We start from the raw sequence: 23,495 nt of genomic DNA on the forward strand, positions 1-23,495 counted from the left end.
AAAAAGCCGACGGACTTCGTCACCCCAGTATAATAAAACCTTTATTTAAAAGATGTAAAAAGTTATCAAGAATAATTTTATTCTGACTACTTTAGCAATCTAAATGTATAACGATATAAATTAATAGCCAGATGAACACTCTTTTATTTTTAGGAAACTTAGGAACCGGAGAAATCATCATCATTGCCATTGTTGTTTTACTATTGTTTGGAGGAAAGAAAATTCCTGAACTCATGAAAGGATTGGGTAAAGGAGTAAAAAGCTTCAAAGATGGTGTAAATGGCCTTGAAGACGATATAAACGGAACTTCTGAAAACAAGTAATAATTTCTCAGAAAATTATTCTTTTGATATAGGCCCGGATTAGTTATAATCCGGGTTTTTCGATTTGTAAACAAAAGCGTTTTATTTCTGTTTTAAGTAATATGGATATATGTATAGATTTTGACGGGACATGTGTAACACATGAGTTCCCGAATATAGGAAAAGATATTGGCGCAATCCCTGTTTTGAAAGAACTAACGGATAAGGGGCATCGGCTGATACTCTTTACGATGCGCAGCGACCGCAAAAAGAAGAAAAAAATAAATGGCGAGGAGGTCATCGTTGAAGAAAACGTACTGACAGAAGCCGTAAAATGGTTTGAAGATAATGGCATACCTTTGTATGGCATCCAAAAAAATCCGACTCAACGGTTTTGGACATCATCGCCCAAGGCTTATGGACATCTTTACATAGATGATGCGGCTTTGGGTTGTCCGCTTGTTTTGGATGATCCCACATCTGATAGACCCTATATAGATTGGGTTCGAATAAGGGAAATACTGGTGGATTCGGGTGTTTTATAAATAAAGCAAATTATAAAAAGGAATTACTCTCGGATTCTCATTTTCCTTTTTTTACCACAGAGTAAAAAGTGTCACACAGAATTCTTTCAATACAAGAAATAAGTCATTATTTTTTACCAACTACTTAATTACTGTATAAAATGGGCAGAAGAATATTATTTATCATCTTAATGTTTGTTTCTCTAGACTCTTTCGGTCAAGAGAAAATGGCTTTACGCACTGATGAGGCGAATGTATACTTTAAGGAAGCAGAAGTTGCTGCAAAGAAAAGTAAGAACCTTTGGGGTAAAAATATCTTTGGTCCTATAATGTTGATTAATCCGGCAACGAAAGAAATCTATGCGAATGTACAAGACTCGTTAGGCGAACTAAAACAAGACAATCATATCTATACCGGAATTTTCTCCAAAAAGGAAAATATAGCTAATACTTCTATCCGATGGAACGGAACAGATTGGGCTACAGTGATGCTGCCTTTGCCCGAAAATAAATATGATCGAATAAGTTTATTGCTTCATGAACGGTTCCATGTTGTACAACCGGAACTGGGGTTTAGCCAAAGTAATGGCAACTGTGCTCATCTTGACAGTAAAGATGGCCGTATATACTTGCGATTAGAATTAGAGGCTCTAAAAAAAGCAGTTTCGGCATCTACAACATCCCAGATTAGTGAGCATGTGACGAATGCATTTATATTCAGAAAATACAGGCAATCTCTTTTCTCCGGGGCAGATACCGAGGAAAATAAATTAGAGCTCAATGAAGGCCTTGCCGAATATACAGGCGAAGCAAGTTGTGGAAGGCCCGAAAAACAAAAGGGAGAACACTTCGTGAAGAACATTGATAGATCTATGAAAAATCCCACTTTTGTACGCTCTTTCGCCTATCAGACGATCCCTGCTTATGGTTATCTATTGGATAAGAGGAAGCAAGGCTGGAACAGAAGTATAAATGATAATACCAATCTCAGTAATTTTCTTATTGATGCTTTTCAAGTGAAAATTCCTTCAAATTTGAAGGATGTCGTAAGCCAAATCGCGAACTCATATAATGGCACGGAGATTACAAATGAAGAGATAATCCGCGAAGAAAAAATTCAGAAACTTATAGTAGAATACAAATCCAAATTTATCGAACAGCCTCATTTCGAAATAAGATTGGAAAAAATGAGGATAAACTTTGACCCTCGTAACATTATGCCTCTTGAAAATAAAGGGACTGTATACCCTAACGTTAGAGTTATAGATGAATGGGGCACATTAACAGTTACCGATGGAGCATTAGTAAGTTCGGATTGGAAAACAATCACAATAACAAACCCGACCAATATGGATGGATATAAATTATCGGGTAATGGTTGGACGTTAGAGCTAAACAAAGGGTACTCACTAGTTATTACAAACGGAAACTTTGGTTTGAAAAAAGATTAAAAACATTAAGATGAAAAAGATATTGATGGGGCATAATTTCAAGCGGGAAGATTTTGCCGGACTTGAAGGAAAGTTTATCATTATATACCCCGAAAACAAGCTATTCACAAAAGATGAAATTTTGGAACGGATATCCGACATAGACGTATTCGTCCCTAATTTTTCGTTTCAGACAGATGCAGAGATTATAGATAAGGCAAAAAACCTAAAACTGATAGCCAACTATGGCGTAGGGTATAACAATATAGATGTGGAATACGCAGCCTCGAAAGGCATTGCCATAACCAATACTCCCCAATCGGTACTAGAGCCCACAGCCGAGTTGTGCTTTGCCCTGATGATGGCAACAGCTCGTAAAGTAGCTTATTACAATCACAAGCTCCACTCAGGCGTCAGACTCGATTGGAGTATATATGGAGATTTGGGTGTTTCGCTTTATGGGCAAACGCTTGGTATATATGGCATGGGGCGTATCGGGCAGGCGGTTGCACGCAGAGCCATAGCATCGGGCATGAACATCATTTATCATAATAGAAACAGGCTGCCAAAAGACATTGAAGAGAAGTATAACGCCACCTATGTAGATTTCGACACACTCCTCAAAGAGTCAGACGTGGTATCGCTTAATGCACCTGCTACACCCGACACTTATCACCTGATGGGAGAATCCGAATTCAAGAAAATGAAAAACAGTGCTATACTTATCAATACTGCCCGTGGGCAACTGGTAGACGAGAAAGCCCTTGCCACAGCCTTGAAAACAGGAGAAATATATGCGGCAGGTCTTGATGTGTTCGAAAAAGAACCTAAGATTTATCCGGAACTATTGGAGCTCGATAATGCCATTCTGTCCCCTCATGCCGGAACAGGCACTTATAGCGCACGGCGGGATATGGCTCACGAAGTGGTAAAAAATATAATTAACTTCTTTGAAGGAGGGCAAATAGATAAGGTGAATTAGTTACAATTCATCTTTCTTTATTTTATTCAGCAGCCCATCGCAAGAGTCTTCCAGCAGATCGAGAACCAGCTCGAAGCCGTCAGCGCCCGAATAGTAAGGATCGGGTACGTGATCGTGTACAAAGTCTTGCGAAAAATCCATCATACGGTATACTTTCTTTTCCGATTCCAAGTCGGGTGCTAGTCGCATTACATCACGATGATTATTGTCGTCCATCACCAAGATAAGATCAAAGCGATCGAAATCATTAACCGTGAACTTACGAGACAAAGAATCCAGTGTATACCCTCTCCGAGTTGCATGCTTTCTCATTCGCAAGTCGGGCAATTCATCGATATGATATCCTGACGTTCCCGCCGAATCAACCGCAATCTTATCACTTAACCCCTGCTCTTTTACCATCGTCTTGAAAATTCCTTCCGCAGCAGGAGAACGGCAGATATTTCCTAAACAGACGAAGAGTACTTTATATTCCTTTTGATTGTCAATATTTTGCATTTATTCTTTCGTTTTGGTTTATATTAATCGATTAATAACGATTTATACAAAGATATAATTATTTGCCTAGTACGCTAATTAAAGCACTTTTTTAGAACAGATGACAGATAAATTTCGTTCGGAGATTGATATGTAGATTTTGTTAATATTAAGTAATCAGAAAAAAGGTTAGTATCTGCACATTCTTTTTGTCATACTCAGGTAACGAAGTTCCTATATTTAGCAACAAAGATCCTTCCTCCGTCGGGATGACAAAAGAGTAACATGAAATAAAGACTTTTATAAATAAACTATTATCTGAGAATCAGATATAATACTCTGCCATATCAATCAGCCCTGCACGCATCGCATATTTTGTTGCTTCGTGCACATTATTTACCTCCAGCTTGCGGAAGATATTCTTACGGTGGGTAATGATAGTATGAAAGCTCAGATTGCGATTCGCCGCAATTTCTTTTGTGGTACGCCCTATGGCTATTTCTTTCAGTATTTCTTTTTCTGTAGAGGTCAATATATGATCCACAGTATCGGTAGGTGCTTTCTGTGCTTGCAGTAATTGGTTGGCAACCCTTGCACAAATAAAACGTTCGCCCCTTAATACATGAGCCAGCGCAATATTTATCTCGTCGAGCCCCGACGACTTGAGCACAATACTGTAGGCTTCACTTGTAGATGTCAATCTGCGCAGAAACTCATAGCTCAATTCTTCGGAGAATAATAACCAATTTACATGCGAAAAACGATAACCTACATTCAGCAAATCATCTACGCTTATAAAATCAGACAGGGTATAATCCAGTATCACAACGGCTTCGGGGTGAGAGCTCAACAATCTTACCAATTCGGATTTACTTTCCGTGAGAAGTACCGAAGAGGCTTTTTTTGTCTCACCTACCAGCGTCTCCATCCCGATACGGGTTATACCTTGCCGGTCTACGATTATAACATCTTTCTGTTCCATTTATTCATTTGATGCAAAGAACAGTAAAGTTAGTTATTTCTGCTTAAAAAACTTATAAAAAAATAGCATTTGATAATCAATTGCGTTATTCCAGTATTCACCGGTATGTCCTCCCGGACGAACGATATAATCATGATTGATATTTCGGTATACCATTTCTTTGTGCAATTGCTCGTTTACCTGATAGAAGAAGTCATCTGTTCCGCAATCGAAAATAATAGATAACGAACCCGGTTCTATCTTATCCAGTTGATTGATTACCGTATGACTATTCCACAACTCGGAGTTTTCTTTATACGAACCTATACGCAGTTTCATATCCCAGTTGTTTGGAAAAGGACGTATATCTACACCTCCGCTCATCGACCCGCATGCACCAAAAACATCGGGATGGTTTATACCTAGCCACAAACCCCCATGACCACCCATGCTAAGCCCTGTTATCGCACGGCCTTTGGGTGAGGTAATTGTTTTATAATTTTGGTCGATATACTGCACCAATTCTTTGCTCACATAGGTCTCAAACTGAAACTTAGGATCGATAGGGCTATCCCAATACCAACTATTTTGTCCATCGGGGCAAACAACGATCATCCCCAATCGGGTAGCATCTTGCGGTAGTGTTGGTTTGAGCGACACCCACGAATCATAACGCCCCGAGTAGCCATGCAGAAGATACAGCACAGGATATTTAACCGTACCATCCTTCTTATATCCATCAGGAAGAATTATTACATTTTTAATACTTCGGTTCATTTTAGGACTGAATACCTCAATTGTATCCACAGTCTGAGCCTGTACAGAACACAAAGCAAAGATTGCAAGTAAAAATAAAAGAGCTTGTTTTTTCATAATATTTTAGTCAATAATTATAGTTCATGCTTCGTCAAGAAGTTTGCAATAGCCTGCTCTACATACTCCTCTCCTCTTTTCATCGATTCCTCCAGGGAAACACTTTCAGGTTTAATCGGAATTATAAAATCAAAGACAGAAGCATACAACTCCTGCGCTCCTTTTTCCAGATCTCCTGCAATAGCTATTACTTTTTTCCCTTCTGCTCGTGCTAGTTGAGCTACACCATAAGGTGTTTTGCCATATTGGGTCTGAGAATCGATTTTACCTTCACCGGTAAATACCACATCAGCCTTTTTTATTGCAGCTTTAAGATTAGTATAGTCTATTACAATATCGATCCCTTTCTGCAAACGTGCATTTGTAAACGTTAGCAATCCGGCTCCCAGACCTCCTGCAGCACCGGCTCCCGGTACACCCTTCACGTCTCTGCCCAGTTGATTCTTTATCACTTCTGCATACTGTAGCAAGGCATCGTCGAGCGCACTTACCATTTCCGCAGTAGCTCCTTTCTGCGGTGCGAAAACAAAAGAGGCTCCGTTTTCTCCACACAAGGGATTGGATACATCACAGGCTACCTCAATATCTATATCTTGCAATCGCTTATCTATAGATGAGACGTCTATCTTCGCCAATTCTCGGAGAGCTAATCCGCCAAACGGCAGATCTTTATTTTCCTTATCAAGAAATCTGACCCCTAACGCTTGGGCGAAGCCTGCGCCACCATCATTGGTAGCGCTACCTCCTATTCCCAATATTATTTTTGTTACACCTCTGTTGAGACAAGCCTTAACCAACTCACCTGTACCGTATGTAGTGGTCACAAGTGGATTGCGGCTACCGTTATCTATCAAGTAAAGCCCACTTGCCGAAGCCATCTCAATAACGGCAGTAGATCCATCACCCAGAATTCCATATTTAGCAGAGACTGCCGATCCCAACGGACCCGTTACAGGCTCTTCATATATCTTACCGTCGGTAGCATCTACCAAAGATTGCACAGTTCCCTCTCCTCCATCTGCCATTGGTATTTTGATGCATATTGCTTCAGGGTAGATTCTTTTTATACCTCTTTCCATCGCATCACACACTTGCTTGGCTGTCATGGAACCTTTAAACGAATCGGGAGCTAATACAAAAATTGGGTTTTTCACAGATTAGCAACTTCGCAGATTTACTTCACTCTTGTCCAGACCTGTGTTCTTCCAAAAGCTGAAATACCTACATAGCCTCTTACTTTCAGTTTATCGTTTCCGTCAAGCGATACCGTACATTTGTACAGTTTGCCATTCGAAGGGTCTAGTATCTTTCCGTCACTATATTCTTTGCCATCTTTAGATAAACCTTTTAGAATCTCAAGACCAAGAACCGGCTTGTCTTTATCAGCCCCCGAACAGTCTTTACATTTTATATCTTTCTTGGCAGGATTGAGTATCTCGATCACTTTTCCATAGATTTTACCACCACGTTCGGTAATTTCTACAATCGATTTAGCTTCTTTGGTTTCATCATCAAATGTTTTCCATTTACCAACCACAGATTGTGCATTTGCAGTAAGTATAGAAATAAAGAACGCCGACAGCAATATTAGTTTTAATTTCATACAATAATTTTTTAATTGGTTATTCGTTTGCGAAAATAGTCAAAAATAAAGAATAGTTTATTTTGAAACTTTCTAAAAGTGAAGTCTGAAATAATAAATATTGTAAAGAGATTTAGTTCTCCTCCTTTTCTTGTTGTTTTCCAAAAGATTTCTTCACCCACCGAGGAACAATCAATGCCCCCACCAACAGGTAATTATAATAGGTAAGCAATCGCCACAAGAGGATCATCAACGGCACAACCCCTACTAATGGTATAAATTCGCTCAGGTATTCTTTAAAGATAAACTCACTGAAACCGCTTCCTCCGGGTGTCGGACTTACTACCATCATAATCCACATCACAAACTGGCGGGCAAAGATAAGCAGGTTGTCATGCACAGTAAAGAATGCCATAAAGATAGCATTGACTACCAGGTATCGTGAACCCCAAGACAAGATGGTAGCGAGTATCAGAGGCCACCAAAAAGAGATGCCTTTTCCTCTTATTTCTCTCGAACTAATAACGAGATCATCGCCCGCCTTCACTGCACTTTTGTGCCATCGCCTCAAAAAAGGCAATCGAAAGAACTTAATAATAAGCCAGCGTATTGCCTGAGGTCTAAAAAACAGCCCAATTATCAGCAGTGTACACAGAATCATTTTTATAAGATAAGCAACTGCAAACAAAGCTAATACTCCGTTACCAAGGGCCGAATGATCGGAAAATAAAGTATCGAAAGGGATAAAAAGAAGTAGAATAGGAAATGTAACAACAAAGTACATTTCGTCGAGCAACAACGTAACAAAAACCATTGCCGTACTTCGCCCGACAGGAATTTTCTCTTTTGTCAAGAAAACAACAGCCATTGTAGAACCACCTACTACCGAAGGTGTTATTGCCGAACCGAATTCAGCCAATAGAGTGACTTTGATACATTGCATCCACGACAATTGTTTTTCGGTAAGATAGCGATAACGGATTGTAAAGCCGATATCACGCCCCAACATAAAACAAAAGGCAATACATATCCAGAATACAGTATGTTCTGTAATGGATATCTGTTTGAGATCAGACATATCAAACTCGCGGCTAAGCATGTATATGATAACTCCTATACCGATGAAGGTAGGGAGCAATATCTTCCATATACTAAATCCTTGAGATTCTTTTTCCATATTTAAAATCTGAAAACGTACAAAAATAAGAAAACATTTCGTCTTTTTCTTTTCTTTCGTACATTTACATAGCCGAACTCTTAATAACAAATGAACGATATGCAAAACAGAGTAGAAAAAGCAATCGCTTTATTCAACAGCGGTTATAATTGCGCTCAAGCTGTTTTTACAGCTTATGCGGATATATATGGTATCGATCCTGAAACAGCTCTGAAACTATCCTGTACATTCGGAGGCGGAATGGCCGGTACTCGCGAAATGTGCGGAGCTGTATCCGCCATGACAATGATAGCCGGGCTGGAGACAGGAACGGCAAAAGCCAACGATCAGGAAGGGAAACAATATTCATTTGATAAGGCACAATACCTAATGAATGAATTTAAGAAAGAAAACAAATCAGTCATCTGTCAGAATCTCTTACTCGAATTGGAGAAAGAACCCGAACCTGCCGATGGTAAAAAACGATGTTCTAAATTCATTAAGTTATCCGCCGAACTTATCGAAGAACATTTAATCAGAAAGAAATGAATTTTGCTCTACACTCGGAAAGGATAAAACTAAGAGCAATCTTAAAAACCGATACTGAGGCCATATACAATTATCGCTCGTTACCCGAAGTTGCCAAATATCAATATTGGGAACCTTTTACCATGGAACAAGCACACGATTTTGTCAGCCGATGCTGTAATCCTGATTTGGACGAAGAAGATCAATGGATAGGCTTGGCTATCGTGTATCAGGGAAAAGTGATAGGTGATTGCGCTTTCAATATTAGCGAAAATATAGCAGAAGTCGGTTGCAATATTTCGCCCGAGTATCAGGGTATGGGGCTCGCAAGAGAATCATTGAGTATTCTCATTCGTTATTTCCTTAAAAATAAAGATATAAAAGAAATAATAGGGATCACTGATTCAAGAAATATCGCTTCTGTCAGGTTGATGCAATCGTTGGGCATGGTTAAAGTTCCGGACTTCGAAACCCGGCTAGTTTGCAAAGGCGAAGATTGCATCGAACACAAATATGCTATAAGAATACATGATTGAACAATATATACAAAAGAGCAAAGCTTTTATTTTCCGCTTATGGGAGAAGTATAAAGGAGCAAAAAAGAAATACCAAATAGGGATTCCCATTTGTCTCATTCTTCTTGTGTGGTATATATTTTGTTTACCTTCTCCACTATTCCATGTACCATATAGTACAGTTGTATCCGACAGGCACGAAGAGCTACTTGGCGCACGTATTGCAGACGATCAGCAATGGCGTTTTCCCACAAGCGATTCTATCCCTGAAAAATACAAGATCTGTCTGATAGAGTTCGAAGATCAACACTTTCGTGCACATTGGGGAGTAAACCCTTTAGCAATAGCACGTGCTATAAAACAGAATATCAGCAGCGGAAAAATCAGGAGCGGAGCAAGTACCATCACCATGCAAACCATCCGTCTGTCTCGGAAAGAGAATCGTACATTCGGAGAGAAGTTTATAGAGATGATATTGGCTACACGACTCGAATTTTCATACTCCAAAGACGAGATACTCAACCTGTATGCATCTCATGCTCCGATGGGAGGAAATGTGGTAGGAATAGACGCTGCATCGTGGCGATACTTCGGACATCAGGCGGCAACACTATCATGGGCAGAAGCAGCAACCCTCGCCGTGCTCCCCAATTCTCCGAGCCTGATGCACTTCGGTAAAAACAGAGATAAGCTTCTGAACAAAAGAAACAAGTTACTGGAAACACTTCATCAGCGAGGTATTATAGAGAAAATAGACTACGAACTGGCAGTGGGCGAACCCTTACCCTTTCAGCCTTATGCACTACCCCAGATAACACCGCACCTCGTTACCCGCATATACAAAGAGGATGGAGGTAAACATATAACAACGACCATAGATAAATACCAACAGGAACAGACAGAATCTATCCTTAACCGCTGGAATGCTGAATTTGCCCAAAATGGAATTAAAAATATAGCAGCAATAGTTTTCGATGTAGAAAAGAATGAGGTTGTCGCCTATTGCGGGAACGTTGACTTCGAGAAGGATATCTCCGCCAATCAGGTAGACATTATACAAGCGCCTCGCAGTACAGGTAGTATACTCAAGCCTTTTCTCTATTGTGCTATGTTGCAAGAGGGAGAATTACTCCCCAATCAACTCCTACCCGACATACCGATCAATATCGGAGGGTTTGCGCCCAAGAACTTCAGCTTGCAATACGATGGGGCCGTTTATGCCTCCGAGGCCCTTGCACGCTCCCTGAACGTCCCGTTTGTAGTATCCCTTCGCAATTATAGTATACCCAAATTCTATAACCTGCTAAAAAAAGCGGGGATGACTACACTCAACCGTTCTGCCGACAACTATGGTCTGTCTCTTATATTAGGCGGTGCTGAAGGGAAACTATGGGATATAAGCTCTATGTACTTGAATATGGCGCAGCAATTAAACTTTTATAATGAGGACGGCAGATATTATGAAATGGGTCAACCCTCTTATATACTGAATAAAAATAATGGAGAAAAAGGAGACCTTATCAGGAATCCGTTATTTTCGGCAGGAGCAATCTGGCAAACATTCGACGCACTGACAAACCTGAACCGCCCCGAAGAAATAGACTGGCGATCGATACCATCTATACAAAAAATAGCATGGAAAACGGGAACCAGCTTTGGATTTCGTGACGGATGGGCTGTGGGCGTAAATCCCAAATATGTAGTTGGCGTCTGGGTTGGAAATTCTGACGGAGAAGGACGTCCCGGGCTAACAGGTGCACGTACTGCGGGCATGGTGATGTTCGACATATTCAGTTCATTACCGCAAAGCCGTTGGTTCGAAAGACCTGATCGAGATCTTGTAAGGGCAGAGATATGCCACGAAAGCGGATTCTTGAAAAGTATGAATTGCCCGGAAACAGAAATAGATACGATGTGGATTTGTAAAAAAGGACTGGAAGCAAAGCCATGCCCATATCATAAACTTGTCCACCTATCGGAGGATATGCGTTATCAGGTTTACGAAAACTGCGCAGGCAGTAGAGGTATTATACATACATCGTGGTTCATTCTGCCGCCATCGTGGGAATGGTACTACAAAGAGCAGCACCCTTCTTATCGTTCTCTACCTCCTTATTCACCCGAATGCATTAAAGATTCGGATGTAAAACCTATGGAGTTTATTTATCCTTTCCCTAATGCCCTTATTTCGCTACCTAAACAGTTGGATGGCTCTCCCGGACAACTTGTATTTGAGCTGGCTCATAGAAATCCTCAGAGCCGTGTGTTCTGGCATCTTGATGGGCAATATATAGGAGAGACTGAAATCTTTCACAAAAAAGAATATATTCCGGAAAAAGGAGAGCATACTTTGACCGTAGTAGACGATACCGGAGCTAGTCTTTCCACAAAATTCACAATAAAATAAAAAAATAAATACACCACAAAAAACCTATACAACAATCAGTTATATAATTAAATGAAAAATATTTTATTTTTTGCAGCATTTCTATGCAACGTTTTTAAAAGAAATGCATCTTTATAATATATTTTTTTAGAGACTTCTCAGCCTTCATACAAAACACAGTGTACAAAAACTATATTAAAAAGAAATCGCAATTTAAAATATGCCCATATTAAAAACTGCGATTTAAAAAATAAAAAAAGTATCCGGAACCCCAGATACTTTTTTTTCTTTTATATAAAAGAGTAATTTCTTACTCTTCTTCTTTTTTAGGTTCTTCTGCAACCGGAGCTTCTGGCGCAGCAGTTTCTTCAACTACCGGCAAAGTTTCTGGTGCAACTTCCAAAGCTTCTACTTCTTCAGCTTTTTCTACCTTTTCTGCTTTTTCAGCTTTCGCTTTTTTTGCAGTTTCTTTAGCTTCTACAGCAGGAGAATCATCCTCTTTTTTCTTCGAACGACGAGTTCTACCTTTAGATGCAGCTTTCTTCTCTTTCAACATGTTTTCGTTATAGTCTACTAATTCGATAAAACACATTGAAGCATTGTCACCTAAACGATTACCTGTCTTGATGATACGTGTATAACCTCCCGGACGGTCGGCTATCTTCTGCGAGATATTTTGGAACAGTTCTGTCACAGCAGCTTTGCTCTGAAGTTCCTGAAAAACCAAACGTCTCGATTGAGTTGTATCTTCTTTTGACTTAGTAATAATAGGCTCAACCACTTTTCTCAAAGCTTTCGCCTTTGCTACAGTCGTAAAGATGCGCTTATTAGGACTAAGTAACAAAGAAGTACACATATTGGATAACATCGCATTTCTGTGTGCACTTTTACGTCCTAAATGATTAATTTTTTTATTATGTCTCATGTCGCTTATTAATCTTTATCTAATTTATATTTAGAAATATCCATACCGAATGAAAGGCTCAGGCTATCCAATAACTCATCAAGCTCGGTAAGCGATTTTTTACCGAAGTTTCTGAATTTAAGAAGGTCATTCTTATTGAACTGAACCAATTCGCCAAGTGTTTCCACTTCTGCTGACTTCAGACAGTTAAGTGCACGAACCGAAAGGTTCATATCAGATAACTTAGTCTTAAGCAACTGGCGCATGTGCAGGATTTCTTCATCAAACTCTTCGTTACCATCTACTTCGTTTTGTTCAAGAAGAATCTTTTCGTCAGAGAACAACATAAAGTGATGGATAAGGATTTTAGCTGCTTCTTTCAAAGCATCTTTTGGATGAATAGACCCGTCGGTTGCTATTTCTATTACTAATTTCTCATAGTCCGTTTTCTGCTCTACACGATAGTTTTCTATCGCATATTTTACATTACGGATGGGAGTATAAATAGAATCGATAGCTATAACATTAACATCGTCGGACAGACTACGATTTTCATCAGCAGGTACATACCCACGGCCTTTGTTAATATTCAATTCTATTTGGAAGCTTGCACTTTTGTCTAGGTGACAAATTACAAGATCAGGGTTTAATACTTCAAATCCTGACAGATGCTTCCCTATATCTCCAGCTTTGAATACTTCGGTACCTGAGACAGTAATACTTACCTTTTCTGTTTCAATCTCTTCTACGATTTGCTTGAATCGAACTTGTTTCAAGTTCAATATTATATTCGTTACATCTTCTATAACACCCGGTACGGTTGCAAATTCATGTTCGACACCGTCGATTTTTATAGAAGTGATAGCAAAACCTTCAAGAGATGAAAGCAGAATACGGCGTAAAGCATTACCCACGGTAATACCATACCCGGGTTCTAACGGACGAAATTCGAATTTTCCGAAGAAATCATCCGCTTCTAACATCAATACTTTATCCGGTTTTTGAAATGCTAATATAGCCATGAATTTAATTAATTTTTAGAATACAACTCTACGATCAACTGTTCTTTAATGTTTTCAGGGATATCCGCTCTTTCAGGAAGATGTAAGAATTTTCCTGTCATCGTAGCTTGATCCCACTCGATCCAAGGGTATTTGCTATGGTTAAAACCAGATAGTGCTTCGCCTACTACTTCAAGTGATTTTGATTTTTCGCGAACACCTACCAATTGGCCTGGTTTTAGTGAATATGAAGGAATATTTACCACAGATCCGTCTACTACAATATGACGGTGAGAAACAAGCTGACGTGCTGCTGCTCTTGTAGGAGCTATTCCTAGACGGAATACAACATTATCTAATCTTGATTCTAACATCTGAAGTAATACTTCCCCTGTGATTCCACGTGAAGCAAGAGCTCTGTCAAACATATTACGGAACTGTCTTTCGAGTACTCCGTATGTATATTTTGCTTTTTGCTTTTCACGTAATTGAATACCGTACTCGGACGATTTCTTTTTTCTTCCGTTACCATGTTGTCCCGGAGGATAGTTCTTTTTTGAGAGAACTTTGTCAGGTCCGAATATTGGCTCTCCGAATTTACGGGCGATTTTTGATTTTGGTCCAGTATATCTTGCCATTTTCTTTCTAATTAATAATGAAATGAAGCTAAAATTGTGCAGCCGCGACTACAGAGAGGGTTTTTGTAATCAAATCACAATTTAAGATCCAATTTTTAAATTTGATTAAACTCTTCTGTGTTTTGGAGGACGACATCCGTTGTGAGGAAGTGGAGTAACGTCAACGATTTCTGTTACTTCGATTCCTGCTGCGTGGATAGTACGGATAGCAGACTCACGTCCGTTGCCCGGTCCTTTTACGTATACTTTCACCTTTCTTAGTCCAAGGTCAAATGCTACTTTAGCACAATCCTGTGCTGCCATCTGAGCTGCGTAAGGAGTGTTCTTTTTTGAGCTTCTGAAACCCATCTTCCCTGCCGATGACCAGCTGATAACCTGCCCATCATTGTTTGTAAGCGATATAATGATATTGTTGAAAGAAGAATGCACATGAGCCTGGCCAATTGCATCCACCTTAACATTTCTCTTTTTCGCTGCGACTGTTTTTTTTGCCATATCAAATTAATTATTTTGTAGCTTTTTTCTTGTTAGCAACAGTTTTCTTTCTACCCTTACGTGTACGGGCGTTGTTCTTAGTACTTTGACCTCTCAATGGTAAACCGATACGATGACGGATACCTCTGTAACAACCTATATCCATCAATCGCTTGATGTTTAGTTGTACTTCCGAACGCAAGTCTCCTTCTACTTTAAACTGAGCAGCGATGATTTCACGCACAGCTCCGGCCTGATCATCGTTCCAGTCTTTTACCTTGATATCTTTATCAATACCTGCTTCAGCAAGGATTTTGTTAGCAGAGCTACGTCCGATACCATAAATGTATGTCAAGGCAATCTCGCCTCTCTTATTTTGTGGTAAATCGACCCCAACTATTCTTATTGCCATATATTTTTTAGATTAATTTGCAAAATTAATAAATTATCCCTGACGTTGTTTGAACTTAGGATTTTTTTTGTTTATCACGTATAAGCGACCTTTTCTTCTGACAATCTTGCAGTCAGCAGTACGCTTCTTAATTGATGCTCTTACTTTCATATCTTATGTTTTTTTTATTTGTATCTGAATGAAATCCGTCCTTTTGTTAAATCATAAGGAGACATCTCTACACGTACCTTATCTCCGGGAAGTATTTTAATGTAATGCATACGCATCTTTCCTGAGATATGTGCTGTGATTTCGTGACCGTTTTCGAGTTCTACACGAAACATAGCGTTTGATAGTGCTTCAACTATAACTCCGTCTTGTTCTATTGCCGATTGTTTAGCCATAAATAAATAAAAGGTTTTTTAAATTGCGTTACTTCCTAAAACAGCTTCTACAAATTCAAATGTAGATAATATGTCTGCTTTTCCCTGACGAATAGCGACTGTGTGCTCAAAGTGAGCCGAAGGTTTACGGTCACGAGTTCTTATAGTCCACCCATCATTTTCGAAAACGACATTCTTGCTTCCCATATTAATCATCGGTTCTATGGCGATGCACATACCTTTTTTCAACAAAGGACCTGTACCGCGTTTACCATAGTTAGGAACCTCCGGTGCTTCGTGCATCTTGCGACCTATACCATGTCCAACCAGTTCGCGAACGACCGAATAGCCACGTTTCTCGCAATATGTCTGCACAGCCTCACCGATATCTCCTATACGATTACCTTCTACAGCTTTTTCTATACCCAAATAAAGAGATTCTTTTGTTGTCCGCAACAAAGCTTTCACATCTTCCGCAACTTCTCCTACACAAAATGTATAGGCCGAATCGCCACAAAATCCGTTCTTCTCAGTACCGCAATCAACAGAGATCACATCTCCATCTTTAAGAATATAATCAGTAGGGAAACCGTGTACCACCTGATCGTTTACCGAAGCACATATAGCACCCGGAAAATCTACGGTTCCCGGAGCACCCTTGTATCCTAAGAAAGAAGGGATTGCTCCGTGATCGTATATAAATTCTTTAGCAATTTTATCTAACTGAGCAGGAGTTACCCCCGGCTTAATATGTTTAGCTACCTCGCCCAGGGTCATACCCACCAGGCGGTTAGCTTCACGCATCAATTCAATTTCTTCGTCTGTTTTCAGGAATATCATTTATAAACCTCCTTAATAAGCTGCGATCGAACCCGAACGTCCTTTGATTCTACCAGATTTCAATAAGCCATCGTAATGTCTCATCAATAGGTGGCTCTCAATTTGTTGCAGTGTATCCAAAACAACTCCCACAAGAATCAGCAACGATGTTCCCCCAAAGAATTGAGAAAACTCACGGCTTACTCCAAAAGTACTTGCAAATGCAGGCATGATAGCAACCAACGCCAAGAATAATGATCCCGGGAATGTTATACGGGACATTATCGAGTCGATATAGTCTGCTGTCTTTTTGCCCGGTTTGATACCCGGAATGAAACCATTGTTGCGCTTCAGTTCATCTGCCATCTGCACCGGATTGATGGTAACAGCAGTATAGAACCATGTGAAAGCAATAATAAGTACGGCAAGTACAACATTGTATACTACACTTGTATGATCGGTAAAAGACCCTAGAAAACCTGTTTTATCGGTAGAGAATCCTGCAAACATAACAGGCACCATCATTATTGCCTGAGCAAAGATGATAGGCATTACGTTCGCTGCATTTACCTTAAGTGGAATATACTGACGAGCTCCGCCATATTGTTTGTTACCCACTACTCTCTTAGCATATTGAACCGGTATACGGCGAGTACCTTGTACCAGTAATATTGCTCCGCAAACAACCAGTAACAAAAATACTATTTCTGCCAAAAACATAACCAATCCTCCCGCAGGGTTGCTCAATCGTGAAGTAAATTCACCGATCAGCGCATGAGGAAGACGTGATATGATACCCACAAGGATAATGAAAGAAACACCATTACCTATACCTTTATCTGTGATACGCTCTCCTAACCATAGAACAAACATACTACCTCCCGCAAGAATAATTGTAGAAGGAATAAGAAAATCCCATGAAGAAGGGGCTGCAGGTCCTAACGCTCCCAACAGGTATGCAGGTCCTTGGAATACAAGGATTGCCACTGTCAGATAACGTGTATATTGGTTCATCTTGGTACGTCCGCTTTCGCCTTCTCTCTGCAACTTTTGGAAATATGGTATCGCGATACCCAATAATTGGATAACGATTGATGCCGAGATATAAGGCATGATACCTAATGCAAAGATCGACGCATTGGCAAATGCACCTCCCGAGAACATATCCAATATTCCGAGCAAACCTCCGGCAGTCATCGAATGCAAGTTTGCAAGCTGCTGAGGATCTACTCCGGGAAGGATGATGTGAACTCCGAAGCGATAGATCACTACGAAAAAGAAGGTGATGAGGAGCCTTTTTCTAAGGTCCTCAATCTTCCATATATTTTCCAGTGTTTTTACCAATCCCATCTTACTTCAGTTTTGTTACTGTTCCACCTATAGCCTCAATAGCTGCTTCTGCTGACTTAGAGAAGGCATGTGCTTCTACATCAACTTTAGCTGTAAGGGCTCCGTTTCCAAGTATCTTTACTAATTGATTACCTGATAGGAAACCGGCTTCGATCAATGTTTGAACATCGATCTTAGTAAGTTTCTTAGCATCAGCTAAACGTTGTAAAACATCCAGGTTGATAGCTTTGTATTCAACACGGTTAATGTTTTTGAAACCGAATTTAGGCAAACGACGTTGAATCGGCATCTGACCTCCTTCGAATCCAAACTTTCTGGAATAACCTGATCTGGACTTAGCTCCTTTATGACCTCTTGTGGAAGTACCACCTAAACCAGATCCGGTACCACGTCCGATTCTCTTTCCGGTTTTAGTTGATCCTTCAGCAGGTCTCATATTTGATAAACTCATATTTTATATTTTTTTATCTTACTAAACTAAATTACTCGACAACAGAAACCAGATGGCTCACCTTGTTGATCATACCTCTGATAGACGGTGTGTCTTCATGCTCTACAACACGATTCAACTTTCTAAGACCCAAAGCGTCTAATGTCATCTTTTGGTCTTTAGGACATTTGATTCTGCTCTTTACTTGTTTAATTTTAATTTTTGCCATAATAGTTTTTTCTTTGCAAATTAACCTTTAAACACTTTTTCCATAGAAATACCTCTATTCTGAGCTACAGTGTAAGCATCTCTCAATTCGCCCAAAGCTTCGATAGTAGCCTTCACAAGGTTGTGAGGGTTAGACGAACCTTTCGACTTAGCCAATACATCTGTTACTCCTACACTCTCAAGTACGGCACGCATCGCACCCCCTGCCTTAACCCCTGTACCGGGAGCAGCAGGACGAAGCATAACTTCAGATCCACCGAAACGAGCGATTTGCTCGTGAGGAACTGTTCCTTTAAGAATTGGAACTTTGATAAGGTTTTTCTTTGCAGCTTCAACTCCTTTAGCAATGGCTGTAGTTACTTCACCCGCTTTACCTAGGCCCCAGCCTACGATACCATCTTCATTACCAACAACTACGATAGCGGCAAAGCTGAATGTACGACCTCCCTTTGTTACTTTAGTAACACGGTTGATAGCTACTAGTCTATCTTTTAGCTCGATGTCGTTTGTCGATTTTACTCTATTGTTAACTCCTGCCATTTCTATTAAAATTTAAGTCCACCGTTACGGGCAGCATCTGCCAATTCTTTAATTCTACCATGATACAGGTAACCGTTACGGTCGAATACCACAGTTGTAATACCAGCTTCCTGAGCACTTTTAGCGATAAGTTCACCAACTTTAGCAGCTATTTCTTTTTTAGGAGCTTTCTCTGATATTTTCAGAGAAGATGCTGCCGCCAAAGTTGTACCTGTCAAATCGTCGATAACTTGCGCATAAATTTGCTTGTTGCTTCTGAATACAGTCAGGCGTGGACGTTCGCTTGTTCCGTGGATCTTGCCACGTACACGCATCTTTATTTTATTTCTTCTTTCTGTCTTTGTTACCATGATTACTACAGTTTATGAATTATTTACCTGCGGCCTTACCTGACTTGCGACGGATAACCTCACCAACAAAGCGTATACCTTTACCTTTGTAAGGTTCCGGTTTACGGAATGAGCGGATTTTTGCACAAATCTGACCAATCAGCTGTTTATCACAAGATTCTAGTATAATTAGAGGGTTTTTGTTTCTCTCCGATTTAGTTTCCAGTTTCACTTCAGGAGGCAACATCATGTGGATGTTGTGTGTAAATCCTAAAGATAATTCCAAAAGCTGATCTGCATTCGATGCACGATAACCAACCCCTACTAATTCCAACTCTTTGCGATATCCTTCAGAAACGCCAATAACCATGTTGTTAATCAATGATCTGTAAAGACCATGTAACGCACGATGAATTCTATCATCAGAAGGACGTGTCACAGACAACAATCCGTCTTCAACAGAGACTTTGATATCAGAATTAATTTCTTGCGATAGTTCCCCTTTAGGTCCTTTTACTGTAATTACGTTATCCTTGCCAACAGTAACTGTTACTCCGGCCGGAAGATTTACGGGTAATTTTCCTATTCTTGACATAACTTTCTATCCTCCCTCTTAATTAATAAACATAACACATTACTTCGCCACCAACTTTCAGTTCGCGAGCTTCCTTGTCTGTCATCACTCCTTTAGAGGTAGATACTACAGCTATACCGAGTCCGTTAAGGACACGAGGCATTTCTTTATACCCTACGTATTTACGTAGACCTGGAGACGATACGCGGATTAATTTCTTAATCGCGTTTACTTTATTTACCGGATCATACTTCAAGGCAATCTTAATTGAACCTTGAGGACCCTCGTCTACAAACTTATAGTTAAGGATGTAGCCCTTTTCCATGAGAATTTTTGTAATTTCTCTCTTCAAATTTGACGCCGGAATTTCTACAACTCTGTGTCCAGCCATGATAGCGTTTCTAACACGCGTCAAATAATCTGCTATTGGATCTGTCATGTTTAAATTGATTTAAATTAATTCCGCAACCGGAACAATATTTAATTCTATACTAAAATAATTTCTTACCAACTTGCTTTTTTAACTCCCGGTATTAACCCCTTAGAAGCCATTTCCCTAAATTGGATACGGGAAATTCCAAACTGGCGAATATACCCTTTTGGACGACCTGTAAGGCTGCAACGATTGTGCAGACGTACAGGTGAAGCATTCTTAGGTAGAGCTTGTAGCGCTTCGTAATCGCCATCGGCTTTCAACTGCGCTCTTTTAGCTGCAAATTTAGCAACCAGTTTAGCTCTTTTTACCTCGCGAGCTTTCATTGATTCTTTTGCCATCTTATATCAATTCTTTTTTTGCGTTTTTAAATGGTAATCCGAACTCTCTAAGTAAAGCATAACCTTCTTCATCTGTTTTTGCAGAAGTTACAAAGGTAATATTCATTCCCAAAATACGGCTAATGTTGTCGATATTAATTTCCGGGAAGATAATTTGCTCTTCGATACCTAGTGTATAGTTTCCACGTCCGTCAAGCTTACTTTCGATACCTTTAAAGTCACGAATACGAGGAAGTGCTACACGTACAAGTCTTTCAAGGAATTCATACATCTTTTCGTTACGTAATGTTACCATTACGCCAATCGGCATCTTACGACGCAACTTAAAGTTAGAGATATCCTTTTTAGAGTATGTCGCAACAGCTTTTTGACCTGTGATGGTTGAGATTTCGTTAACTGCTGTTTCGATAATTTTCTTATCTGCAACTGCAAGACCAAGACCTTGGTTGATAACTATTTTCTTCAACACAGGGACCTGCATTGTTGACTTATAACCGAATTCTGTCATCAAAGAAGCAACAATACGGTCTTTATATTCAGTCTTAAGAGTTGTTGTATTGCTCATTATTTAATTTCCTCCCCTGATTTTTTAGCGTAACGTACTAGCTTACCATCTACTTCTTTACGGCCCACACGTGTAGGTTTTCCTGTTTTAGGGTCTACTACGTTCAGGTTAGAGATATGGATAGCAGCTTCTTTCTTTTCAATTCCTCCTTGAGGACTTTTAGCATTAGGCTTAGTATGTTTCGATACCATGTTAAGGCCTTCTACGATAGCGCGTTGTTTTTCTACAAAGACTCTCAACACACGACCGGTTTTTCCTTTATCGACACCAGTATTCACATAAACTATATCGCCTTTTTTGATATGTAATTTACTCATTGCTTTTTAGTTTTTTGAATTATAGTACCTCTGGTGCCAATGAAACGATTTTCATGTTTGTTGCGCGAAGTTCGCGGGCAACCGGTCCGAAAATACGGCTTCCTCTGATATCACCTGCTGCGTTTAGCAATACACAAGCATTATCGTCGAAACGTATATAAGAACCATCGGGACGACGGATCTCTTTTTTTGTACGTACGATCATTGCTTTTGTTACAGCACCTTTCTTAATATCACTCGAAGGGATTACATTCTTGATAGCAACCACAATCACATCCCCTACAGACGCATAACGTCTTCTTGTACCGCCTAATACGCGGATACATAAGCATTCTCTAGCTCCACTGTTATCAGTAACTACTAGTCTTGATTCTTGTTGTATCATAATTATTTAGCCCTTTCGATTATTTCTATTAATCTCCATCTCTTTGTTTTACTCAACGGACGAGTTTCCATAATACGTACAGTGTCGCCAATGTTGCACTCGTTCTTTTCGTCGTGAGCGTGATATTTCTTCGTTTTGTTAACGAATTTTCCATAAATAGGGTGTTTTTCTTTCCATTTTACAGCCACAGTGATGGTTTTATCCATCTTGTTACTGAAAACGACCCCGAATCTTTCTTTTCTTAAATTTCTCGTTTCCATCAGCTCTTAATTATTTTTTTAGTTCTCTTTGGCGCAACTCTGTAAGGAAACGTGCGATATCGCGACGTTTTTCTTTAATCTTAGTCGGATTGTCCAATGGAGATACACTGTGGTTTAACACCATTTGGTCTAACGCTGTTTTTTCAGCATCTAGTCTTTCATTCAATTCTTTGTCCGAAAGCTCTCTTACTTCTGCAATTTTCATACTTCTTAAGCGTTTTGAGTTAAGTCATAATCTCTGCGAACTACAAATTTTGTAGTCACAGGAAGCTTTTGTGCTGCTAGGCGCAATGCTTCTTTTGCCACATCATAAGATACACCTTCGATTTCGAATATGATTCTTCCTGGTGTAACGGGTGCAACGAAACCTTCCGGCGATCCCTTACCTTTACCCATACGTACTTCGGCAGGTTTCTTTGTGATAGGTTTGTCAGGGAAAATTCTAACCCAAACTTGTCCTTGACGCTGCATGTAACGAGTTACTGCAATACGAGCCGCTTCGATTTGGCGTCCTGTGATCCATTTGTTTTCCAGGGTTTTGATGCCAAATGAACCGAAAGCCAATTCATGCCCTCTTTGAGCAATGCCTTTCATACGACCTTTTTGCTGTCTTCTGAATTTTGTTTTCTTCGGTTGTAACATTTTACTTCAAACGTTTTTTAATTACTTTCTCTTATTTCTCTTGAAACCTTTTCCTTGGTCACCTCTGTCGTTGCGACGGTTGTCTCCACCTCTGTTACCAGAGTGTCCACCATCTTTGGCAGCTGTGAATGAAGGAGCAAGGTCTTTCTTACCGTAAACTTCTCCACGGCAAATCCATACTTTAATACCAATCAAACCAACTTTTGTTAGTGCTTCGGCATGTGCATAATCAATATCGGCACGGAATGTATGAAGTGGTGTACGTCCTTCTTTGTACATTTCGGAACGAGCCATTTCAGCGCCATTCAGACGACCTGATATTTGAATTTTGATACCTTCTGCACCCATTCTCATTGTTGAAGCAATTGCCATTTTGATAGCACGACGGTAAGCGATTTTACCTTCTACCTGACGGGCTACATTGTTGGCAACGATAACTGCGTCCAACTCTGGTTTTTTGATTTCAAAAATGTTGATTTGGATATCTTTATCTGTAATCTTCTTCAACTCTTCTTTCAGCTTGTCTACTTCTTGTCCGCCTTTACCGATGATGATACCCGGACGAGCTGTACAAACTGTGATAGTTACAAGTTTCAAAGTTCTTTCGATAACGATGCGAGATACACTAGCTTTAGCCAGACGGGCATTCAGATATTTACGGATTTTGCTGTCTTCCAACAAAGTATTTCCATATCTTTTGCCTCCATACCAATTAGAATCCCATCCACGGATGATACCTAAACGATTTGCTATTGGATTAACTTTTTGTCCCATC

The 23,495-nt window shown here is 39.8% G+C and carries 36 protein-coding genes; 7 read left to right on the plus strand and 29 right to left on the minus strand.

Translation table 11 applies throughout. From position 1 onward, the window contains the following. Positions 1–131: 131 nt before the first annotated feature. From tatA to BGO84_RS04060, 4 genes are all read left to right on the plus strand, one after another. A complete protein-coding gene (tatA, locus tag BGO84_RS04045) occupies positions 132–323 on the plus strand; it encodes a twin-arginine translocase TatA/TatE family subunit (protein WP_006841825.1) in 192 nt (63 codons plus the stop codon). A gap of 101 nt (positions 324–424) precedes the next feature. Further along, positions 425–847, plus strand: a complete 423-nt coding sequence (locus tag BGO84_RS04050) for a hypothetical protein (protein ID WP_135105535.1) — start codon at positions 425–427, stop codon at positions 845–847. Between the two features lie 140 nt (positions 848–987). Then, a complete protein-coding gene (locus BGO84_RS04055; protein ID WP_291027867.1) occupies positions 988–2,277 on the plus strand; it encodes a hypothetical protein in 1,290 nt (429 codons plus the stop codon). A gap of 10 nt (positions 2,278–2,287) precedes the next feature. Continuing rightward, entirely contained in the window at positions 2,288–3,238 is a 951-nt protein-coding gene (locus BGO84_RS04060) for an NAD(P)-dependent oxidoreductase (protein WP_291027869.1), read from the plus strand. On the opposite strand, the gene BGO84_RS04065 is transcribed toward BGO84_RS04060, so the two are convergent. The 6 genes from BGO84_RS04065 to BGO84_RS04090 form a co-directional block, all read right to left on the minus strand. Next, positions 3,239–3,736 (minus strand): low molecular weight protein-tyrosine-phosphatase, encoded by a 498-nt coding sequence (locus BGO84_RS04065; protein WP_291027871.1) that lies wholly within the window; start codon positions 3,734–3,736, stop codon positions 3,239–3,241. A 304-nt stretch (positions 3,737–4,040) separates the two neighbouring features. Continuing rightward, entirely contained in the window at positions 4,041–4,697 is a 657-nt protein-coding gene (locus BGO84_RS04070; protein ID WP_291027873.1) for a response regulator transcription factor, read from the minus strand. A 33-nt stretch (positions 4,698–4,730) separates the two neighbouring features. Further along, the gene (locus BGO84_RS04075) at positions 4,731–5,549 is read right to left on the minus strand and encodes an alpha/beta hydrolase-fold protein (protein WP_291027875.1); all 819 of its coding nucleotides are present in this window, start codon (positions 5,547–5,549) and stop codon (positions 4,731–4,733) included. 17 nt (positions 5,550–5,566) lie between these two features. Then, positions 5,567–6,703, minus strand: a complete 1,137-nt coding sequence (locus tag BGO84_RS04080) for a glycerate kinase (protein WP_291027877.1) — start codon at positions 6,701–6,703, stop codon at positions 5,567–5,569. A gap of 20 nt (positions 6,704–6,723) precedes the next feature. Beyond that, on the minus strand, positions 6,724–7,152 hold the full coding sequence (locus tag BGO84_RS04085; RefSeq protein ID WP_006841817.1) for a DUF2147 domain-containing protein: 429 nt from the start codon (positions 7,150–7,152) through the stop codon (positions 6,724–6,726). 112 nt (positions 7,153–7,264) lie between these two features. Then, positions 7,265–8,308: a lysylphosphatidylglycerol synthase transmembrane domain-containing protein gene (locus BGO84_RS04090; protein ID WP_291027879.1), complete on the minus strand. Its 1,044-nt coding sequence runs from the start codon at positions 8,306–8,308 to the stop codon at positions 7,265–7,267. A 99-nt stretch (positions 8,309–8,407) separates the two neighbouring features. On the opposite strand from BGO84_RS04090, the gene BGO84_RS04095 reads away from it, so the two are divergent. The 3 genes from BGO84_RS04095 to pbpC are packed head-to-tail and all read left to right on the plus strand — an operon-like array spanning position 8,408 to position 11,737. Beyond that, the gene (locus tag BGO84_RS04095; protein WP_228093887.1) at positions 8,408–8,836 is read left to right on the plus strand and encodes a C-GCAxxG-C-C family protein; all 429 of its coding nucleotides are present in this window, start codon (positions 8,408–8,410) and stop codon (positions 8,834–8,836) included. Then, a complete protein-coding gene (locus BGO84_RS04100) occupies positions 8,833–9,351 on the plus strand; it encodes a GNAT family N-acetyltransferase (RefSeq protein WP_291027881.1) in 519 nt (172 codons plus the stop codon). Before BGO84_RS04095 ends, BGO84_RS04100 begins: the two co-directional genes overlap by 4 nt. Beyond that, the gene (gene pbpC / locus BGO84_RS04105; RefSeq protein WP_291027883.1) at positions 9,344–11,737 is read left to right on the plus strand and encodes a penicillin-binding protein 1C; all 2,394 of its coding nucleotides are present in this window, start codon (positions 9,344–9,346) and stop codon (positions 11,735–11,737) included. Before BGO84_RS04100 ends, pbpC begins: the two co-directional genes overlap by 8 nt. A 289-nt stretch (positions 11,738–12,026) precedes the next feature. On the opposite strand, the gene rplQ is transcribed toward pbpC, so the two are convergent. The 23 genes from rplQ to rpsC all read right to left on the minus strand — a co-directional run bounded on the left by rplQ (position 12,027) and on the right by rpsC (position 23,494). Beyond that, the gene (rplQ, locus tag BGO84_RS04110) at positions 12,027–12,641 is read right to left on the minus strand and encodes a 50S ribosomal protein L17 (protein WP_291027885.1); all 615 of its coding nucleotides are present in this window, start codon (positions 12,639–12,641) and stop codon (positions 12,027–12,029) included. An 8-nt stretch (positions 12,642–12,649) separates the two neighbouring features. After that, positions 12,650–13,642, minus strand: coding sequence for a DNA-directed RNA polymerase subunit alpha (locus BGO84_RS04115; RefSeq protein WP_006841811.1), 993 nt, complete (start codon positions 13,640–13,642; stop codon positions 12,650–12,652). A gap of 8 nt (positions 13,643–13,650) precedes the next feature. Then, positions 13,651–14,259 (minus strand): 30S ribosomal protein S4, encoded by a 609-nt coding sequence (gene rpsD / locus BGO84_RS04120; RefSeq protein WP_006841810.1) that lies wholly within the window; start codon positions 14,257–14,259, stop codon positions 13,651–13,653. A 105-nt stretch (positions 14,260–14,364) separates the two neighbouring features. Next, positions 14,365–14,754 carry a 30S ribosomal protein S11 gene (rpsK, locus tag BGO84_RS04125; protein WP_006841809.1) on the minus strand — a complete coding sequence of 130 codons (390 nt, stop codon included), beginning with the start codon at positions 14,752–14,754 and terminating at the stop codon, positions 14,365–14,367. Between the two features lie 10 nt (positions 14,755–14,764). After that, positions 14,765–15,145, minus strand: coding sequence for a 30S ribosomal protein S13 (gene rpsM / locus BGO84_RS04130; protein ID WP_135105522.1), 381 nt, complete (start codon positions 15,143–15,145; stop codon positions 14,765–14,767). A gap of 33 nt (positions 15,146–15,178) precedes the next feature. Next, positions 15,179–15,295 (minus strand): type B 50S ribosomal protein L36, encoded by a 117-nt coding sequence (ykgO, locus tag BGO84_RS04135; RefSeq protein WP_006841807.1) that lies wholly within the window; start codon positions 15,293–15,295, stop codon positions 15,179–15,181. Between the two features lie 14 nt (positions 15,296–15,309). Continuing rightward, positions 15,310–15,528, minus strand: coding sequence for a translation initiation factor IF-1 (infA, locus tag BGO84_RS04140; RefSeq protein ID WP_006841806.1), 219 nt, complete (start codon positions 15,526–15,528; stop codon positions 15,310–15,312). 18 nt (positions 15,529–15,546) lie between these two features. Then, the gene (gene map / locus BGO84_RS04145; RefSeq protein ID WP_283685422.1) at positions 15,547–16,347 is read right to left on the minus strand and encodes a type I methionyl aminopeptidase; all 801 of its coding nucleotides are present in this window, start codon (positions 16,345–16,347) and stop codon (positions 15,547–15,549) included. Between the two features lie 12 nt (positions 16,348–16,359). Further along, positions 16,360–17,676, minus strand: a complete 1,317-nt coding sequence (secY, locus tag BGO84_RS04150; RefSeq protein WP_135105520.1) for a preprotein translocase subunit SecY — start codon at positions 17,674–17,676, stop codon at positions 16,360–16,362. A gap of 1 nt (position 17,677) precedes the next feature. Beyond that, positions 17,678–18,127 carry a 50S ribosomal protein L15 gene (gene rplO, locus BGO84_RS04155; protein WP_135105519.1) on the minus strand — a complete coding sequence of 150 codons (450 nt, stop codon included), beginning with the start codon at positions 18,125–18,127 and terminating at the stop codon, positions 17,678–17,680. Positions 18,128–18,158: 31 nt separating this feature from the next. Further along, positions 18,159–18,335, minus strand: coding sequence for a 50S ribosomal protein L30 (gene rpmD, locus BGO84_RS04160; protein ID WP_135105518.1), 177 nt, complete (start codon positions 18,333–18,335; stop codon positions 18,159–18,161). A gap of 20 nt (positions 18,336–18,355) precedes the next feature. After that, the gene (gene rpsE / locus BGO84_RS04165; RefSeq protein ID WP_006841801.1) at positions 18,356–18,874 is read right to left on the minus strand and encodes a 30S ribosomal protein S5; all 519 of its coding nucleotides are present in this window, start codon (positions 18,872–18,874) and stop codon (positions 18,356–18,358) included. Between the two features lie 5 nt (positions 18,875–18,879). Further along, positions 18,880–19,224: a 50S ribosomal protein L18 gene (gene rplR, locus BGO84_RS04170; RefSeq protein ID WP_291027887.1), complete on the minus strand. Its 345-nt coding sequence runs from the start codon at positions 19,222–19,224 to the stop codon at positions 18,880–18,882. A 19-nt stretch (positions 19,225–19,243) separates the two neighbouring features. Further along, positions 19,244–19,798: a 50S ribosomal protein L6 gene (gene rplF / locus BGO84_RS04175; protein ID WP_135105516.1), complete on the minus strand. Its 555-nt coding sequence runs from the start codon at positions 19,796–19,798 to the stop codon at positions 19,244–19,246. 22 nt (positions 19,799–19,820) lie between these two features. After that, complete coding sequence (gene rpsH / locus BGO84_RS04180; RefSeq protein WP_135105515.1) at positions 19,821–20,216, minus strand: 30S ribosomal protein S8; 396 nt, start codon at positions 20,214–20,216, stop codon at positions 19,821–19,823. Positions 20,217–20,281: 65 nt separating this feature from the next. Continuing rightward, a complete protein-coding gene (gene rpsN, locus BGO84_RS04185; protein ID WP_135105514.1) occupies positions 20,282–20,551 on the minus strand; it encodes a 30S ribosomal protein S14 in 270 nt (89 codons plus the stop codon). Between the two features lies 1 nt (position 20,552). Next, positions 20,553–21,116 (minus strand): 50S ribosomal protein L5, encoded by a 564-nt coding sequence (gene rplE / locus BGO84_RS04190; RefSeq protein ID WP_006841796.1) that lies wholly within the window; start codon positions 21,114–21,116, stop codon positions 20,553–20,555. After that, a complete protein-coding gene (gene rplX / locus BGO84_RS04195) occupies positions 21,116–21,433 on the minus strand; it encodes a 50S ribosomal protein L24 (RefSeq protein ID WP_006841795.1) in 318 nt (105 codons plus the stop codon). Before rplX ends, rplE begins: the two co-directional genes overlap by 1 nt. 19 nt (positions 21,434–21,452) lie before the next feature. Further along, complete coding sequence (gene rplN / locus BGO84_RS04200; protein ID WP_135105513.1) at positions 21,453–21,818, minus strand: 50S ribosomal protein L14; 366 nt, start codon at positions 21,816–21,818, stop codon at positions 21,453–21,455. A 2-nt stretch (positions 21,819–21,820) separates the two neighbouring features. Then, complete coding sequence (gene rpsQ / locus BGO84_RS04205; RefSeq protein ID WP_006800252.1) at positions 21,821–22,078, minus strand: 30S ribosomal protein S17; 258 nt, start codon at positions 22,076–22,078, stop codon at positions 21,821–21,823. A gap of 10 nt (positions 22,079–22,088) precedes the next feature. Next, a complete protein-coding gene (gene rpmC, locus BGO84_RS04210; protein ID WP_135105512.1) occupies positions 22,089–22,283 on the minus strand; it encodes a 50S ribosomal protein L29 in 195 nt (64 codons plus the stop codon). Between the two features lie 5 nt (positions 22,284–22,288). Continuing rightward, the gene (rplP, locus tag BGO84_RS04215) at positions 22,289–22,720 is read right to left on the minus strand and encodes a 50S ribosomal protein L16 (RefSeq protein WP_006841792.1); all 432 of its coding nucleotides are present in this window, start codon (positions 22,718–22,720) and stop codon (positions 22,289–22,291) included. Positions 22,721–22,741: 21 nt separating this feature from the next. Then, entirely contained in the window at positions 22,742–23,494 is a 753-nt protein-coding gene (gene rpsC / locus BGO84_RS04220) for a 30S ribosomal protein S3 (RefSeq protein ID WP_006841791.1), read from the minus strand. Position 23,495: the final 1 nt, after the last annotated feature.

Origin of the sequence: Dysgonomonas sp. 37-18 (assembly GCF_001899125.1) — a bacterium.
In the GTDB taxonomy this organism is placed as follows: domain Bacteria; phylum Bacteroidota; class Bacteroidia; order Bacteroidales; family Dysgonomonadaceae; genus Dysgonomonas.